12 protein-coding genes and 1 pseudogene are annotated in these 16,987 nt (G+C 66.4%); 9 read left to right on the forward strand and 4 right to left on the reverse strand.

Features of this window, described 5'->3' with window-relative positions:
- Positions 1-33 precede the first annotated feature (33 nt).
- From mihF to AC1MCA_RS19765, 6 genes are all read left to right on the forward strand, one after another.
- Positions 34-351 (forward strand): integration host factor, actinobacterial type, encoded by a 318-nt coding sequence (mihF, locus tag AC1MCA_RS19740; RefSeq protein ID WP_181365034.1) that lies wholly within the window; start codon positions 34-36, stop codon positions 349-351.
- A gap of 46 nt (positions 352-397) precedes the next feature.
- Positions 398-973 (forward strand): guanylate kinase, encoded by a 576-nt coding sequence (gene gmk / locus AC1MCA_RS19745; RefSeq protein ID WP_479800023.1) that lies wholly within the window; start codon positions 398-400, stop codon positions 971-973.
- Positions 974-1,009: 36 nt separating this feature from the next.
- A complete protein-coding gene (gene rpoZ / locus AC1MCA_RS19750) occupies positions 1,010-1,270 on the forward strand; it encodes a DNA-directed RNA polymerase subunit omega (RefSeq protein WP_003800778.1) in 261 nt (86 codons plus the stop codon).
- 52 nt (positions 1,271-1,322) lie between these two features.
- Positions 1,323-2,573, forward strand: a complete 1,251-nt coding sequence (coaBC, locus tag AC1MCA_RS19755; RefSeq protein ID WP_479800024.1) for a bifunctional phosphopantothenoylcysteine decarboxylase/phosphopantothenate--cysteine ligase CoaBC — start codon at positions 1,323-1,325, stop codon at positions 2,571-2,573.
- A gap of 77 nt (positions 2,574-2,650) precedes the next feature.
- Positions 2,651-3,886: a methionine adenosyltransferase gene (gene metK, locus AC1MCA_RS19760; RefSeq protein WP_479800025.1), complete on the forward strand. Its 1,236-nt coding sequence runs from the start codon at positions 2,651-2,653 to the stop codon at positions 3,884-3,886.
- A gap of 230 nt (positions 3,887-4,116) precedes the next feature.
- Positions 4,117-6,216 (forward strand): primosomal protein N', encoded by a 2,100-nt coding sequence (locus AC1MCA_RS19765; protein WP_479803480.1) that lies wholly within the window; start codon positions 4,117-4,119, stop codon positions 6,214-6,216.
- A 9-nt stretch (positions 6,217-6,225) separates the two neighbouring features.
- Here the strand turns inward: AC1MCA_RS19765 and AC1MCA_RS19770 are convergent, their stop codons facing one another.
- The 3 genes from AC1MCA_RS19770 to AC1MCA_RS19780 are packed head-to-tail and all read right to left on the reverse strand — an operon-like array spanning position 6,226 to position 9,110.
- Positions 6,226-7,302: a glycosyltransferase family 4 protein gene (locus AC1MCA_RS19770; RefSeq protein WP_479800026.1), complete on the reverse strand. Its 1,077-nt coding sequence runs from the start codon at positions 7,300-7,302 to the stop codon at positions 6,226-6,228.
- A complete protein-coding gene (locus AC1MCA_RS19775) occupies positions 7,299-8,228 on the reverse strand; it encodes an alpha/beta fold hydrolase (protein ID WP_479800028.1) in 930 nt (309 codons plus the stop codon). Before AC1MCA_RS19775 ends, AC1MCA_RS19770 begins: the two co-directional genes overlap by 4 nt.
- Before the next feature lie 12 nt (positions 8,229-8,240).
- Positions 8,241-9,110, reverse strand: coding sequence for an aldo/keto reductase (locus AC1MCA_RS19780; protein ID WP_479800030.1), 870 nt, complete (start codon positions 9,108-9,110; stop codon positions 8,241-8,243).
- 123 nt (positions 9,111-9,233) lie between these two features.
- On the opposite strand from AC1MCA_RS19780, the pseudogene glpK reads away from it, so the two are divergent.
- Positions 9,234-10,749, forward strand: a pseudogene (glpK, locus tag AC1MCA_RS19785) (glycerol kinase GlpK).
- Here the strand turns inward: glpK and AC1MCA_RS19790 are convergent.
- A complete protein-coding gene (locus tag AC1MCA_RS19790; protein WP_479800031.1) occupies positions 10,746-13,061 on the reverse strand; it encodes a PEP/pyruvate-binding domain-containing protein in 2,316 nt (771 codons plus the stop codon). The pseudogene glpK and the gene AC1MCA_RS19790 sit on opposite strands and share 4 nt — an antisense overlap.
- A gap of 295 nt (positions 13,062-13,356) precedes the next feature.
- On the opposite strand from AC1MCA_RS19790, the gene leuS reads away from it, so the two are divergent.
- Together leuS and AC1MCA_RS19800 are read left to right on the forward strand one after the other, a co-directional pair.
- A complete protein-coding gene (gene leuS, locus AC1MCA_RS19795; RefSeq protein WP_479800032.1) occupies positions 13,357-15,882 on the forward strand; it encodes a leucine--tRNA ligase in 2,526 nt (841 codons plus the stop codon).
- Positions 15,883-15,949: 67 nt separating this feature from the next.
- On the forward strand, positions 15,950-16,957 hold the full coding sequence (locus tag AC1MCA_RS19800; protein WP_479800033.1) for a DegV family protein: 1,008 nt from the start codon (positions 15,950-15,952) through the stop codon (positions 16,955-16,957).
- Positions 16,958-16,987 lie beyond the last annotated feature (30 nt).

The following is a 16,987-nucleotide window of genomic DNA, read 5'->3' on the forward strand; positions in this document are numbered from 1 at the left end:
TTGGATGCATCCGTCTTACCGGGGGTGTCCATTATGAGCCTGCGACCCTTGTCCGCGTCGGAACGCACGGCTGCACTGCAGAAAGCTGCGGCTGCCCGCGCAGCCAGGGCTGCGGCGAAGGAACGGCTCAAGAACGGCCAGACCTCCGCTGCGGACATCATCAGTTCGGCCGGCGATGACGAGGCCCTTGCCCGGATGCGGGTGGCAGAGCTGCTTGAAGCGCTGCCCGGCATCGGCAAGGTCAGGGCTGCGGCCATCATGGAGCAACTGGGCATCGCCGCATCCCGGCGGGTCCGGGGACTGGGCATACACCAGCGCCAGGCGCTGGTAGATTTTATAGACGAGAAGTAGGGCGTGCCACGGTCCGCCCCATCCGAACTCCGGCACAAAGGAATACGTGAGCAAGAAACCGGGACTGACAGTCCTCGCAGGTCCGACGGCTGTTGGCAAAGGCACCGTGTCCACCTACATCAGGGATAACTACCCCGAAGTCTGGCTTTCCGTTTCGGCAACCACCCGTGCACCCCGGCCAGGGGAGCAGGACGGCGTCCACTACTTCTTCAAGTCCAGGGAAGAGTTCGAATCGCTGATTGCCGCCGGCGAGCTGCTGGAGTGGGCCGTGGTCCACGGCCAGAACACCTACGGCACGCTGAAAAGCACCGTCAAGCAGGCCATCGCCGACGGCAGGTCCGTCCTGTTGGAGATTGATCTGCAGGGTGCCCGGCAGGTCAAAGCGGCACTCCCGGATGCGCAATTCGTCTTCCTCGCACCGCCCAGCTGGGACGAAATGGTGCGCCGCCTGGTGGGCCGCGGCACCGAAACCGCCGACGAACAGCGGCAACGGCTGGAAACCGCTAAACTAGAACTTGCCGCTGAACCGGAGTTCGACCACACCGTCATCAATGATGACGTTCGCCGGGCAGCGGACGAGCTTGTTTCACTCATGGGGCTGACACCGCACCCGCACGATTAGCCGGTACCGGTCAGCCCGTTAGAATTTGGAGAATTCGTGTCCACGAACCTTGAAGGCATCATCAACCCGCCGATCGACTCACTGCTTGAGGCAGCTGATTCCAAGTACGGCCTGGTGATCTTCGGCGCCAAGCGTGCACGCCAGATCAACGCTTACTACGCCCAGCTGCACGAGGGCCTGTTCGAGTACGTCGGCCCGCTGGTCGACACCAAGCTGAACGAGAAGTCGCTGTCCATCGCCCTGCGCGAGATCAACGAAGGCAAGCTCGTTTCCACGCCGATCGAAGCCGCAGAGTAAAGCAGCGGTCCTGTCACGAGACCACGCAGACTCACCTGTTGACGGAGATCACGTGCGCATAGTCCTCGGAGTCGGGGGAGGGATAGCCGCCTACAAGGTGGCATCGCTCCTCCGGCTTTTTACTGAAGCCGGACATCACGTCACGGTGATCCCCACGGAGGCGGCCACCCGCTTCGTCGGCGTGGCAACCTGGGAAGCCCTGTCCGGTAACCCGGTCACCAACAGCGTCTTCGACGAGGTCCATCAGGTCAACCACGTCAGGCTCGGCCATGAGGCCGATCTCATCGTGGTGGCCCCTGCCACAGCTGATCTGCTGGCACGCGCAGCCACCGGCCAGGCCAACGACCTCCTCACCAACACACTCCTGATGGCACGGGGACCCGTACTGTTTGCCCCCGCAATGCATACCGAGATGTGGCAGCACGCCGCCACCCGGGCCAACGTGGAGACACTGCGGGGCAGGGGAGTGGCCGTACTGGACCCGGCCAGCGGGCGTCTGACAGGCGCGGACACCGGTCCCGGCCGCCTGCCGGAGCCGGAAGCCATCTTTGATGCCGCCATGGCCCTTGCCCAGGGCAAACCGGACTACCAGCTTCCCCTCGCCGGAAAAACGGTCACCATCAGCGCAGGCGGCACCCGCGAACCCCTGGACCCCGTGCGGTTCCTCGGGAACAGGTCCTCCGGCAAGCAGGGCGTGGCGTTGGCTGTCGCCGCGCGCAATGCCGGTGCAACTGTCCGGCTTCTCGCCGCCCACATGGAGGTCACGCCGCCGGCCGGCGTCGAAGTGGTGACCGTGGAGACCGCCTTGCAGCTGCGCGAAGCAGCGCTGGCCGCGGCGGCGGATTCCGACGTCGTAATCATGGCCGCAGCAGTGGCCGACTTCCGTCCCGCCGAGATCTCCGGCACCAAGATCAAAAAACGCGACGATACTGCGGACCCGGTGATCACGCTGGTCCGCAACCCCGACATCCTCCAGGAACTCGTGGAACTTCGGGACCATGCCCCGGAGTATGGGGCCGCCCGCCGCGGCCAACTGATCATCGGCTTCGCAGCCGAAACCGGCGACGGGCAGGGCGACGTCCTGGCGTACGCGGAGGCGAAGCTGAAGCGCAAGGGCTGCGACCTTCTGGTGCTCAACCACGTGGGCACGGACAAGGTCTTCGGCCAGGACACCAACTCCGTAGTCATCCTGGCCCGCTCCAGCGCCGAACCACAACTGGCCGCCGGGACCAAGACCGAGGTTTCGGCCGCCATCATTACCCGGATCGGCTTCGAGCTGAACCGCGTTTCGCCCCGCGCCTGACGCCAGGAGCGGCACGTTTCCTTAGCACGGGGACACACGCCGCCGGACGTCCGAGTCCTAACCAGTAAGGTAGTTGAGTGACTTTACCGCTGCACATTCCCCAGACCCACGGGACCACGCCTCCCGCACTCCGGCTCTTCACCTCTGAGTCGGTCACTGAAGGCCACCCGGACAAGATCTGTGACCAGATCAGCGACGCCATCCTGGATGCCCTGCTCGCGGCAGACCCGGAATCCCGGGTTGCCGTTGAGACGATGGCCACCACGGGCCTGGTCCATGTTGCCGGCGAAGTCACCACCGACGCCTATGTGGAAATTCCGCAGATCGTCCGCGAGACCATCCTGGGCATCGGCTACGACTCATCGGCGAACGGCTTCGACGGCGCCCGCTGCGGCGTGTCGGTATCGATCGGGCAGCAGTCCAACGACATCGCCGGCGGCGTCTTCAACTCCCTCGAAGCCCGCGAGGGCCGGCAGGAGGACGACTACGACCTCCAGGGTGCCGGCGATCAGGGCCTGATGTTCGGGTACGCGAGTGACGAAACGCCGTCGTACATGCCCACGCCCATCTGGCTGGCGCACCGTCTCTCCGAACGCCTCACCGAGGTCCGTAAGTCCGGCCTGCTGGCGTACCTGCGCCCCGACGGCAAGACCCAGGTCACGGTGGGCTACGACAAAGACGTTCCCGTATCAGTCGAAACCGTAGTCATCTCCAGCCAGCACGCGGAAGGCACCAGCCTGGCCCGGCTCCGGGCCGACCTCGCCTCGATGGTGATTGATCCGGTACTGGCCGCAGCGAACCTGGACATCTCCCGGGTTGCGAACATCCTCAACCCCGCCGGCGAGTTCGTCATCGGCGGACCGGTGGGCGACGCCGGCCTGACCGGACGCAAGATCATCGTTGACACCTACGGCGGAATGGCCCGCCACGGCGGCGGCGCGTTCTCGGGCAAGGATCCGTCCAAAGTGGACCGGTCGGCCGCCTATGCCATGCGCTGGGTCGCCAAAAACGTGGTGGCCGCCGGACTGGCCAAGCGCGCCGAAATCCAGATTGCCTACGCGATCGGCCAGGCACGGCCCGTTGGCACCTATGTGGAGACATTCGGGACTGAAACCGTGGACCCGGCGAAGATCAGCGCCGCAATCGCTGAAATCTTCGACCTCCGTCCCCGCGCCATCATCGACGCTCTGGACCTCAAGCGTCCCATCTACGCCAAGACTGCAGCCCACGGTCACTTCGGCCGCGACGATCCCGACTTCACCTGGGAACGGCTCGACCGCGTCGACGACCTCAAGGCCTTCTTCAACGCATAAGCGGGACCGCCCGCACCGGACCCGGCAGACGGAATGTCAGAGGCCCGTGGTTGGCTTGACGTGTCCGGACAAACCGGACCTGCCAGGTCCGGCGCAGGATATTGAGGCGCAGGTGTTGAACGGGGGTAGTGGCCGTGGCCGCTGAAGAGACTGCTGGTCGAGGGGGCGCTGTATCAGCGGCGTCTCTCCGGGCCCAGTCAGACCCCTCCGGTGCTGTCCAACCATCGCTTCTGCAGGGGTTCCCCGCCAAGGCACGGCCGGCTGGCCCACCGCTGGCCGGGCAGCTCCCCGTCGCCAGGGTCCTGGTGGAGACCCCGCTGCCGCACCTGGACCGTCCCTTCGATTACAGCGTCCCGGCAGAACTGGACGAAGCGGCGCAACCGGGCGTCCGGGTGAAGGTCAGGTTCAATGGCCAGGAACTTTCCGGGTTCATCATGGAACGCGCCGCGGAGTCTGATGCCGGCCACGCCCTGGTGCCGCTGCACAAGGTCATCTCACCGGTCGCCGTCCTGACGCCGCCTGTGCGCGACCTCGTATCCGCCGTCGCAGCCCGCTACGCAGGAACCGTCAGCGACGTCCTCCGCGTGGCCGTGCCGCCGCGGGTGGCCAAGCTGGAGAAGGAGTTTCTCGCCGGAGCATTCGCCGCAGCCACCGGTGCCACCGCCTCAGGCGCCGAGGCGGAACGCCACGCACCGGCTGGCGGGGCAGAGGTCCCAATCGGTCGGGAAGCTGCCTGGGACGGCTACCGGAACGGCCCCGCATTCGTCCGTCACCTCCGGGACGGGGGTTCCCCGCGTGCGGTCTTCAGTCCGCTCCAGGGCTACGGCCCGGCAGCGTGGCCGCGCCTGCTGGCACAATCTGTAGCAGCCGTCCGCGCCTCCGGCCGGGGCGCCCTGGTGGTGGTACCGGACCACCGTGACCTGGACCAGCTTGAAGCGGCGCTGCTGGAAGTATTGCCGGCCAGTGACATCGCCCGCCTCACCGCAGATGACGGACCCACTCCCCGGTACCGGAGTTTCCTCCGCCTCCTGGCCGGTTCGGCGCGGGTCGCCATCGGGACACGGTCGGCAGCGTATGCCCCGGTCCGGAACGTTGGCCTTGTGGCCTGCTGGGACGACGGCGACGACCTTCACATCGAACAGCGCGCACCCTACGCCCACGCCCGCGAAGTGCTGCTGCTCCGGGCAGACCAGGAAGGCGCGGCCTGCCTGATGGCGGCCCATTCCAGGAGCACCGAACTGCAACGGCTGGTGGAGGCAGGCTGGGCCATGCCCATCGACGCCGAACGCCCTCATCTGCGCCGCACCGTTCCCCGGGTGCTCAATACGGCAGACAGTTTTGAACAGGAACGTGACCCCCTGGCCCGGATTGCCCGGCTCCCCGGAGCCGCATGGCGGGCGGCCAAGGAAGGACTGGAACGAGGCCCCGTCCTGGTGCAGGTGGCCCGGGCAGGCTATGCCCCGTCGCTCGTGTGCGAAACCTGCCGCGAACCGGCACGGTGCCAGGCCTGCCAGGGACCGCTGGCCCTCGCGGGCGCCAGCGGTTCCGCCTCGATTCCGCAATGCCGGTGGTGTTCCACGCCGTCTCCGGACTGGCAATGTGTCCACTGCACAGGCCGAAGGCTCCGAAAAGGGGCCACCGGCGTCCTGCGGACCGCGGAAGAGCTGGGCCGGGCCTTCCCCGGAAAGGCCGTCGTCACGTCCTCCGGAGACCACGTCAAAGCCAGGGTCGGCAGCAGCAATGCACTGGTGGTTGCGACGATCGGTGCGGAACCCGTAGCGGACGGCGGCTACGCCGCGGCCCTGCTCCTTGACGGCGACTCGATGCTGCGGCGGGAAAATCTCCGCGCCGGCGAGGACACCGTGCGCCGCTGGTTCAATGCCGCGGCTTTAGTGCGCCCGGCCTCCGACGGCGGACTGGTGGTCATCACCGCGATGGAGAGCGTGGCTGTTGGTGCCCTGCTGCGGTGGGACCCTGCCGGCTACGCCCGTCGGGAGCTGGAACTGAGGATGGAACTCCAGTTGCCCCCTGCCGTCCGCGTCGCGTCGGTCACCGGTCCCCGGGCCGCCGTCGAGCATTTCGCTGCTGCTGTGGAACACCAGCTGGCGGACGCGGGCCTGACGCTGCGGACAGCGGGACCTGCGCCGGTGCTGCTCGTTGGGCTTCCAACACCCCAGCGGGTCGGTGAAGACGTCCGCACCCTGCTGTTCTTCCCCTATGGACAGGCCGGTTTGGTCACCCATGTCCTGCGCTCAACAAAGGCGGCGGCCGCCGCCAAGCGAAGCGAGGAACCGGTGCAGGTCAGGCTCGACGGCGTTGATGTCCTCTAGCTCTGCCGGCTAGCGGCTGCGGCGCGCCACGATGCCGTGTGCCACGTCCACCAGCTGCCGCGCGGACTCATCCCAGCTGAACTCCCGGGCACGCTCGACCGAGCGGCGGGACACGTCCTGCCAGTGGGTGTCGTCGCGCAGTTTCCGCACTGCCGCCGCGAATTCCGCCGGTGACGCGGGATCGACGTACGCTGCCGCGTCGCCGCCGACCTCGCGGAAAATCGGGATGTCGCTGGCGATCACCGGCGTGCCCAGCGACATGGCTTCCACCAGCGGCAAACCGTAACCCTCAGCGTGCGAGAGGCTCACCAGGGCCGTGGCCCGCTGCAGCAGAGCCCAATATTCGTCATCGGTGACGCCGTTGTGGAAGACCACTGTGGCCCCCGGCGGGACCATGAGCTCCAGTTCCGCCCGGCGTTCCGGGGTGATCCTGCTCAGCAGATGAAGCGTGAAGTCCGGCAGGTCCGCCATTCCGGCCACCATAGTGCCGACGTTTTTGTACGGCATGAACGAACCCATGTAGATCAGCGTGTGGTCGGCCCCGGCGGCAGGGTCCCGTGGGTCCTGGGCAGGCTGGGGCGCGTTGCTGATGATCCTCACAGGCCGTTTGGTCAGCCGGTACTTGGCCATCAGGGCCTCAGTGGTCTTGCTGATGGTTGCCACCACGTCCGCCCGGTTGAGGAGCAGCCGCTGGGGCCAGAAGGCCTTGTGGTACAGCCTCCACAGGATCCGGACCGGTGCCGGCAGGAAGCCCGGAGGCGCAGGGTGCTCGTAATAGATGAGGTCGTGCAGGGTCAGGACCAGGCCGTACTTGCGCCCCCAGCTCCCCATGGTCTGCATGGGGCACACCACAACGTCGGCACCGAGCGGGTTGACCTTGCGGGCAACAAACAGTTCCACCGGCGAGAGCGGGCTGTTGATCAGCGTGTACGGAACATCCGGGAGCAGGGCCAGCTGCCGCGGGTCGCTGATGAGCATGGAGACATCGGCGATTTTCGACGTTGCCGCAATGAGGCTCGCCCCGTACCGGCTGATGCCGTCATGGTGGTCAGTCCTGGTGAAGCGGGCATCGATAACAATCTTCACGCGGGGTGGTCCTTAAGGAAGCTGCGGATGAAACCGGCGGCAGGTTCGGGCGTTTCGTAATGGATGAGATGGCCGACGCCGGGAATCACTCTGAGGACCCCGTCCGGAAGGAGCGCGTTGAGCCGGTGCTGGTCCGGGAGCATGGCTATCTCGTCCTTTTCGCCGGCGATCAGCAATACCGGCAGCGTCAGCTTGTCCGCAATCTCGGCGACATGGCTGCCCACCGACGCCGTAAACGATTCAAGGAGGCTTTCCCGGTCAGCGAAGGCGCTGAAGTAGGCACGATGCTGGCCATGGATAAACCGGCGCAGCTCCTTATTAGTGGTCTTGGCCATGGCCTCGCTCATGACGCGGACAATCAGCGGGCTGCGCAGAAGGGCCAGTCCTAACTGGCGGGGGAGACCGGCCGCCAGGCGGTAGTAGAGCACCGCCAGTTTCGTCATGAGGCCCTTCGGGCCTTCCAGGGCGGGCGCAGCGATGGGGTTGATGAGGATCAGCGGGGTGACGGTCCCGGGGTGGGCCGCCACGTAATGGGATGCGATGATCGAGCCGAAGGAGTGGCCCAGGAGGACAGTGTCCTGGCCGAGTCCAAGTGCCGCCATGAAGTCCGCGATGAACGTGCCGTAGCTGGCCACCGAATGATCCGCGGCTGCGAACGCCTCAGAGCTGCCGAAGCCGGGCAGATCCGGCATGATGATGCGCATTTCCGGGAGCTGGTCAGCCACCCGGAGCAGGCCGTGATGGTCACCCCGGAAGCCGTGGATGACCAGGATGGTGCGGGTTTCCGGTGTGGCACGGACCGGTTCGTAGGTCCAGTAGGCCACTTTACTGCCGTTCAGCGTGATGGCGGCGGCATCCGTGCGGGCCGCCAGGGCATCGCTGAAGTAGGACGGCGCGGGGGATGGCTGGGGAGCGGCTGTTTTCATTGACCTTTGGTCCTAGTTGACGTTGTCCGGGTGGGAGCCGGTACGGTGGCCGCGGTCGAGCTCAGCCAGGGCGGCCATGTCCCGCGGGGAAAGTTCAAAGCCAAAAACGTGCAGGTTCTCCCGGATCCGTGCCTCCGAGCTCGCTTTCGGGACAGTGAGGTTCCCCAACTGGATATGCCACCGGAGGACGATCTGGGCCGGCGTCCTGCCATGCTCGGACGCAAGGGCCACGACCACGGGGTCGGCCAGCACCTGTCCGCGCCCGAGCGGGCTCCATGCTTCGGTCAGGATCCCCAGGTCCTTGTGCTTCTGGCTGAGCTCGTGCTGCTGGAGCCAGGGATGCAGCTCGATCTGGTTCACGGCGGGCACGACTTCTGCTTTCTGGAGCAAGCGGTCAAGGTGCTTCGGCTGGAAGTTGCAGACACCGACCGCCCGCACTTTTCCTTCGCGGTAGAGCGTTTCCAGGGCGCGGTATGTCTCGGTGAACAGCTCCCGGCGGGCACAGGGCCAGTGGATCAGGTACAGGTCCACGTAGTCCAGGCCAAGGTTGACCATGGAGGTATCGAAGGCGCGGAGCGTCCTGTCATATCCCTGGTCGTCGTTCCAGACCTTCGTGGTGATGAAGACATCCTCACGCCGCAGGCCGGGGGCAGCTTCGCCCGAGCCGCCGCTTCCGCCCTCGGTTCCGAACGCGGAACTCAGGCCCCTGGCGACGCCGGTCTCGTTGCCGTACATGGCGGCCGTGTCGAAACGGCGGTAGCCTGCGCCCAGCGCCATGGACACCAGGCTTGGGGCGTCCGCCGCCGGAACCTTGTACAGCCCTAATCCCAGTTGGTCGATCAGGACGCCGTTGTTCAGGCTGAGACGGGGTGAGGGTTTCATAGCATTGACTTTACCCACTGGCTCAGGCGACGCCGCGAAACCCTGCCTGCCGCCGCGCGGTGGCATCATTGGATGTTCTTCGAACGGGACCCGGCCACTTCTGCCCCGGACAAGGACGTCACCATGAACCAGTACGTAATCGCGATCGACCAGGGCGCCACCAGTTCCCGTGCCATCATCTTCAACCATCACGGCGCCATCGTGTCCTCAGGCCAGATGGAACACGAGCAGATCTTTCCGCAGGCCGGCTGGGTGGAGCACCGGCCGGCGGAGATCTGGAACAACACCCGGGAGGTCATCGGCTCCGCCCTCTCCAAAGCGAACCTGACCAGGCACGATATCGCCGCCGTCGGGATAACGAACCAGCGCGAGACCGCCGTGGTGTGGGATAAGACCACCGGCGAGGCTGTGTACAACGCCATCGTCTGGCAGGACACCAGGACACCAGGACATTGTGGACGAGCTGGCCAAGGAGGGCGGGCTGGAGCGGTTCAAGGAGAGGGTGGGCCTGCCGCTTGCCACGTATTTCTCCGGCACCAAGATCAAGTGGATCCTGGACAACGTCGACGGCGCCCGGGCCAGGGCGGAGGCCGGTGACCTGATCTTCGGCACCACAGATTCGTGGGTCCTCTGGAATCTGACCGGGGGAGTGGACGGCGGAGTGCATGTCACCGACGTCACCAACGCGTCGCGGACCATGTTCATGGACCTCGCCACACTCCAACGGGACGAAGAAATCCTGGGCGTCTTCGGCGTACCGGCGTCCATGTTGCCGGCCATCAGGTCCTCCTCCGAGGTGTACGGCACCGTCCATACGTCCCAGCTGCTGCGGGAAGTCCCCGTCGCGGGCATCCTTGGCGACCAGCAGGAAGCAACGTTCGGGCAGGCAGCATTTGATGCCGGTGAAGCAAAAAACACCTACGGCACCGGCTGCTTCCTGATCTTCAACACCGGGGAAGAGATCGTCCATTCGAAAAACGGACTCCTCACAACGGTCGGTTACAAACTCGGCGAAGCCGCACCGCACTACGCCCTCGAAGGCTCCATCGCCGTCACTGGATCCCTGATCCAGTGGCTCCGGGACAATCTCGGCATGATCAGGAACGCGGCCGACGTCGAAACACTGGCCGCCGCAGTGAAAGGCAACGGCGGTGTGTACTTCGTGCCGGCGCTCTCCGGGCTCTTCGCCCCGTACTGGCGGTCGGACGCCCGCGGCGCCATCGTGGGCCTGACCCGGTTCGCCAACAAGAACCACATCGCCCGGGCTGCCCTGGAGGCCACGGCTTTCCAGGCCCGCGAGGTGCTCGACGCCGTCAACGCGGACGCCGGCGTGCCGCTGACAGAACTGAAGGTCGACGGCGGCATGGTGGCCAACGATGCGCTGATGCAGTTCCAGGCCGACATCCTGGGCGTCCCGGTGATCCGGCCCACCGTGATTGAGACGACGGCGCTGGGAGCCGCCTACGCCGCTAGCCTCGCCGTCGGCTTCTGGAAGGACCTTGGCGAACTCTCGGCAAACTGGTCCGAGGACAAGCGCTGGGAACCCCGGATGGACGGTGCAGAACTCGACCGCCAGCTGCGTCTATGGAAGAAGGCGGTCACCAAGTCCATGGATTGGGTCGACGAGGACGTGCTTTAGCCCTCGTGCGTTATCACCGTGCCGGCGTTGCCATCCACGGTGACCAGTTGGCCCGTGTGGAGGAGGTGGGTGGCGTTTCCGGTGCCTACGACGGCGGGGATCCCGTATTCGCGGGCAACGAGGGAAGCGTGGGCGGCCAGGTTTCCCCCGTCGGTCACCACCGCTGCTGCGTCGGCAAACAGGAGTGTCCAGGCGGGCGCGGTCGCTTTCGCCACAAGGACCTCGCCGGGTTGGAACTGCGGAAAGTCCTCGGGGCCGTCCACCACCCGGACTCTGCCCTGGACCCTGCCGGGACTGGCCGGGTGTCCCACCAAGGCACCTTCCGGATGGTCCCGGCTACTGCGTGCCAGGTTGGCCAGACGGTCGAATGCATTGCCCACCAGCGGGGGCATCTTCCCTGCTGACAGTGGCGCCGCAAGTTTCCGCTGCTGCGTCCACTCCCTGCGCCGCCGGTCCACATTGTCCTGTTGCCGCGGCACGTCCACGCCCAAGGCGTCGAACGTGAGGAAATAGATGTCCTCAGGAGCATCGATGGTCCCACGGCTATGGAGGCGGGCGCCGAGTTCGCCCGTGCAGCGGCGCAGCAACGGCCAGCCGAGCGTAAAATCCCGGACCTGTTCCTCGCGGAGCACGGCATAGTGCTGGGCAAGGCTGAGGAGGGCGTCGAACCTGTGCAGTTGTCTCGTGCCCTGAAGCACGGCACGGCATTGTGCCTCTGCCTTCCGCCGCCGGTCCACCGCAGTTCCAGCCGGGCGGTGGATTGCCTCCTGCAGGGTGCCGGGCCTGACCTGGTGGTGGCTTTCCTCGCCCGCCGTCGGGTGGTACCAGTCCAGGCTGTACACCGCATGCGGAACTGCGCCGGGCAGCGCCGGGGCGAGGCCGCCCAGCAACGTCTGGTAGCCCGGGGCCTGCCCGGGCCGGGCAATGGAGGAGGCGCTGCCGGCGAGTGGGCCCGCCAGATGCCGGCGCCAGAACCGGGCCAGGGCCACCTCCATCTTCCAGGCGCCGCCACCCGTGACGGAAAAGAACCACAGATATTCGCCGGCAATTTTCGTCACTTGGTCCACCAGGCCGATGAGCTCGGTCCCGGTCGCTGAACCCAGGGTGTCCAAGGGCGTAGCCGCGACAGCCCGGTAAGCGGGCAGGCAGTCCCTTCGCCACTCGTCTTCCAGGTCCCGCAGCACCGTCCTGTCCGCACCGGCGGGATCGAACATTGGGCGGAACACCGAATTGTAGAAGTAGGCCACGGCCCGTGGCGGCCCCCCGAACAACACCTGCGGAAGGTGCCGCGGGCTCGGCGGGGAAACGTAGTACCAGCCATTGATCACACCGTTCCGCATCGGCACTTCAACGCCAACAGACCTGCGGACGGCGGCGTTGTAGGCGGCGTCGATCCGGGGAATCGCCCAGTCCATGAATAACGGAGTGACGGGTTCAGGAAGCCATTCACCCAGGCGGAAGTTCCGGAGCCAGGGGCCCTTCCCGGGCGGCTCCCAGCTGACGGGATCCGGCAATGCTGTCATCGGGCGGGCCTGGAGAATCAGGACGTTGCCGGCATCGTCCACCGCCCACTCGATGTCCTGTGGGCAGCCGAAATGAACTGCCACCCGCGCCGCAACGGCGGCGACCGCCGTCGCGCTTGGCTCCGTCAGGACAGAGCCAGTGCCTTGGGTGCGGTGCGGCCGGCCGTGGCGGACCGTCCATTCCTCTCCGGTTGATACGCCGGACACCAGCTTCTCGCCCAATCCTGACACCGCCGAAATGACGATCTCGTCCCGGGCGCCGGTCAGGGGGTTGGCAGTGAAGGCAACACCTGCGGCGGCGGGCTCCACCATCTGCTGGACCAGGACGGCCATGCCTGGGCCGGGCGGTGCTGCCGGCGCGGATGGGTCCGCCGGCCCGGCCGGTTCTGCTGATTCCCGCCTGGTGACCGAGGCCTGGTATGCCCTGACACGTTCAGTCTCTGCCGACCGAAAGCAACTCTCCATGGCGGCGGACAGGTCCTCGATGTCCACCCGCAGGTATGACTCATACATTCCGGCAAACGATGCGTCCGGCAGGTCTTCCGCGGCGGCTGAGGACCTGACGGCGAAGGGGCCGGGGCCGGCGGTGGACGCCGCCTTCCGCAGGCGCTCAGCCAGAATCGTGCCCGCTGGGTTGTCCTGCAGTGCGGCCTGGGTGACGACAAAACCTGCCGGTACCGGAAAACCTGCCGCGCTGAGCGCTGACAGGGCCGCTGCTTTGGTGCCGACAGCCTCCCGCGATTGTGCCGCGGGATCACCAAGGCGGGGGAACGGGACGTCTTCACTCACGGGAGTCTCCATCCCGATCAGGCAAAGCGATGGGGGAATTTCAGTCTAGCCGCAGGCTCCATCGCGGCCTAGGGCACGCAGCTGTCCGCGTGCGGTGGGTGCGCTAAAGTAGACCTATGCGTGCGATCCTTCTGCTTAGCTAGCCGCCCGGTATCCGAAGACCTACGGATGGCCGTGCGGCAGCCCCTCCATGGCGAGGGGCTTTTGTGTGTCCGGGCCGGTTTGCGGCCGGACGGCAGGAGGATCAGACCGTGGTGGCAGCACCGATGCCACCACTGAACAGAAGAGGGCAGCAGTGAGCGTTCAGCCGGAGACAGACACCGGAACAGCAGCAGCGACGTCGGAAACCCCCGAAGAGGGGGCGTACAGTTTCGCGGCGATGGAAGCCAAATGGCCGCAGGTATGGGAGGACCTCAAGGTCTTCACGCCTGTCGACGACGGCTCCCGCGAGCGCCGCTACGTGCTGGACATGTTCCCGTACCCGTCCGGCGACCTCCACATGGGGCACGCCGAAGCTTTCGCCATGGGCGATGTCGTGGCGCGCTACCTGCGGCAGAAGGGCTTCGACGTCCTGCACCCGATCGGCTGGGATTCCTTTGGCCTGCCCGCGGAGAATGCCGCCATCAAACGGAACGCGCACCCGAGCGAGTGGACCTACGCCAACATCGACACCCAGGCGGCGTCGTTCAAGCGCTATGCGATTTCCGCCGACTGGTCACGCCGGCTCCACACGTCCGATCCCGGGTACTACCGCTGGACGCAGTGGCTGTTCAAACGCTTCTACGAGCGCGGACTTGCCTACCGGAAGGATTCCCCGGTCAACTGGTGCCCCAAGGACCAGACCGTGCTTGCCAACGAACAGGTGGTCAACGGTGCCTGCGAACGCTGCGGCACGCCCGTCACCAAGAAGTCCCTGAACCAGTGGTACTTCAAGATCACCGAGTACGCCGACCGGCTGCTCGATGACATGGACGAGCTCCGCGGCCACTGGCCCGAGCGCGTGCTGGCGATGCAGAAGAACTGGATCGGCCGCTCTGAGGGTGCCCACGTCAACTTCGTGATCGAGGCCGACGGCGGCAAGCCCGCCAAGGACGTCACCGTCTTCACTACCCGGCCGGACACCCTGTACGGCGCCACCTTCTTCGTCGTCGCTGCAGACGCGCCGCTCGCCGTCGAACTGGTGACAGCGGAACACTCCGATGCCCTGGACGCCTACCGTGAAAAGGTCAAGGCGCTCACCGAAATCGAACGCCAGTCAACGGAGCGGGAAAAGACCGGCGTCTTCACCGGACGGTACGCCGTCAACCCGCTGAACGGCGAGAAACTCCCCGTCTGGGCAGCCGATTATGTGCTGGCCGATTACGGCACCGGCGCAATCATGGCCGTCCCGGCGCACGATCAGCGTGACCTTGACTTTGCCAGGACGTTTGATCTGCCTGTCCGGGCGGTGCTGGACACCGGCGAGGAAGATCCGGCCGTTTCCGGCAAAGCCACCTCGGGGGAGGGCACCCTGATCAATTCAGGCGTCCTGGACGGTCTGCCGAAGACCGACGCTATTCCCGCTGCGATCGAGATGCTCGAGAAACAGGGCACCGGCGGGAAATTCGTCAACTTCCGCCTGCGCGACTGGCTGCTCAGCCGCCAGCGGTTCTGGGGCACACCCATCCCCATCATCCACTGCCCGTCCTGCGGCGAGGTCCCCGTCCCTGACGAACAGCTGCCCGTGACCCTCCCCTCAGACCTTCGCGGCGAGGACCTGTCCCCGAAGGGCACGTCGCCGCTGGCTGCGGCAGAGGCCTGGGTCAACGTTGAGTGCCCCAACTGCCATGGACCGGCCAAGCGCGACACCGACACCATGGACACGTTCGTGGACTCGTCCTGGTACTTCCTGCGGTTCGTCTCGCCTGAGTACACCGAAGGTCCTTTCGATCCCGCGAAGATCAACGACTGGATGCCGGTGGGGCAGTACGTGGGCGGTGTGGAGCACGCCATCCTGCACCTGCTGTACGCGCGCTTCTTCACCAAGGTCATCCATGACCTGGGCATGATCGAGGCCGACGAACCCTTCAGCGCCCTCCTCAACCAGGGCCAGGTCCTCAACGGCGGCAAGGCCATGTCCAAGTCGCTGGGCAACGGCGTTGACCTGGGTGAGCAGCTGGACAAGTTCGGTGTGGACGCTGTCCGCCTGACCATGATCTTCGCCTCCCCGCCGGAGGACGACGTCGACTGGGCGGACGTTTCGCCGTCGGGCTCTGCGAAGTTCCTGGCCCGTGCCTGGCGGCTGGCCCAGGACGTAACCAGCGCCGCCGGGGTTGACCCATCGGCCGGCGACCGCGCCCTGCGCTCCGTCACCCACCGCACCATCGCTGATGCCGCTGCGCTGCTGGACACCAACAAGTTCAACGTGGTGGTGGCCAAGCTGATGGAGCTGGTCAACGCCACGCGGAAGACCATCGATTCCGGCGCCGGCGGGTCTGATCCCGCCGTCCGGGAAGCCGCCGAAGCGGTCGCCGTCATCTTGAGCCTGTTCGCGCCATACACGGCAGAGGACATGTGGAACGTCCTGGGCCACCCGGCCTCCGTGGCTAACGCAGGGTGGCCTGCCCACGACGACGCACTCCTGGTGCAGGACACCGTGACCGCCGTCGTCCAGGTCCAGGGCAAGGTCCGCGACCGTCTGGAGGTCTCCCCGGAGATCGGCGAGGACAAGCTGCGCGAACTGGCGCTGGCCAGCGAAAACGTCCAACGGGCTCTCGACGGCCGCGGTATCCGCACGGTGATCGTGCGTGCGCCTAAACTGGTCAACATCGTCCCGGCCTGATAGAAGGCAGGGCTGTGTACCGGCCACCGGATCCACCCGGTGGCCGGCTTTGATCCAGGAGGCCAACTTGCCCGACCGCGACGCAGCTGCCTGGCTATGGGTCCGGGATCGCCTTGCCGGCCTGCGGCACACGGCGCGCACCGGTGCTGCACCTGCAGAAGCTGCCGCCGTCGTCCGTACGGCAGTGGTGACGGACTCGGCCTCGGCTCTGCCGGCTGACTGGGTGCACGCCTGCACCGCTGATGGCCGGCTGGCGGTCATTCCCATGCCGGTCATGGTGGGTGCAGAAATCTATGGCGAGGGTGAAGACGACATCACCGGGATCATTGCGCTGGCGATGGCGGCCGGAAAGTCGGTCAAGACGTCCCGCCCATCGCCCGGCCAGTTCGAACAGGCCTTTCTGGCCGCGGAACGCCATGGCTACGAGGGCGTGGTGTCCATCCACATTTCCGGCGGCCTCTCCGGCACCGCGGATGCCGCCCGGCTGGCGGCGGGCCGCGTTGGTATCCCTGTGGAAATCCTTGACTCGGCCACGGTGGGGATGGCGCTGGGCATGGGCGTGCAGAGTGCCGTTCTGGCCGCGGAGGCCGGTCTCGACGCCCCGGCGGTCCGCGCCATAGCGGCGGAGCAGTTGGCGCGGACCAAGGTCTATTTTTACGTCCCCAGCCTTGAGCAGCTCCGGCGCGGAGGACGGATCGGCGCAGCCGCTTCGCTTCTGGGGACCATGTTCGCCATCAAGCCCATCCTGGCCGTCGACGACGGCAAGATCATCCCGTTGGAAAAGGTCAGGTCCGCTGCCAAAGCGGTGGCCCGGCTTGAGGAGATCGCCGCGGCGGATGCAGCGTCCCGTCCTGAAGGCCAGGCCCGCCTCGCTGTTCACCATTTTGGCAACCCGGAAGAGGCGGAGGCCCTGGCCGACCGGCTTGCCGCTGCCCTGCCGGGGTGCCCGCGCGCCCAGATCAGTTCCCTGCCCGCGGTCCTGGCGGCGCACGCCGGGCTGGGAGTGCTTGCCGTGATTGTGGGGGAGAGCGGCCCGGCGGCTGCGGAATTTGCCCCGCCGGCGGTGGCCGGCTAACTGTTCCACCGGCGGTTTCCACATAGGGCG

The sequence above is a fragment of the Arthrobacter sp. BK1 genome, from assembly GCF_056680055.1.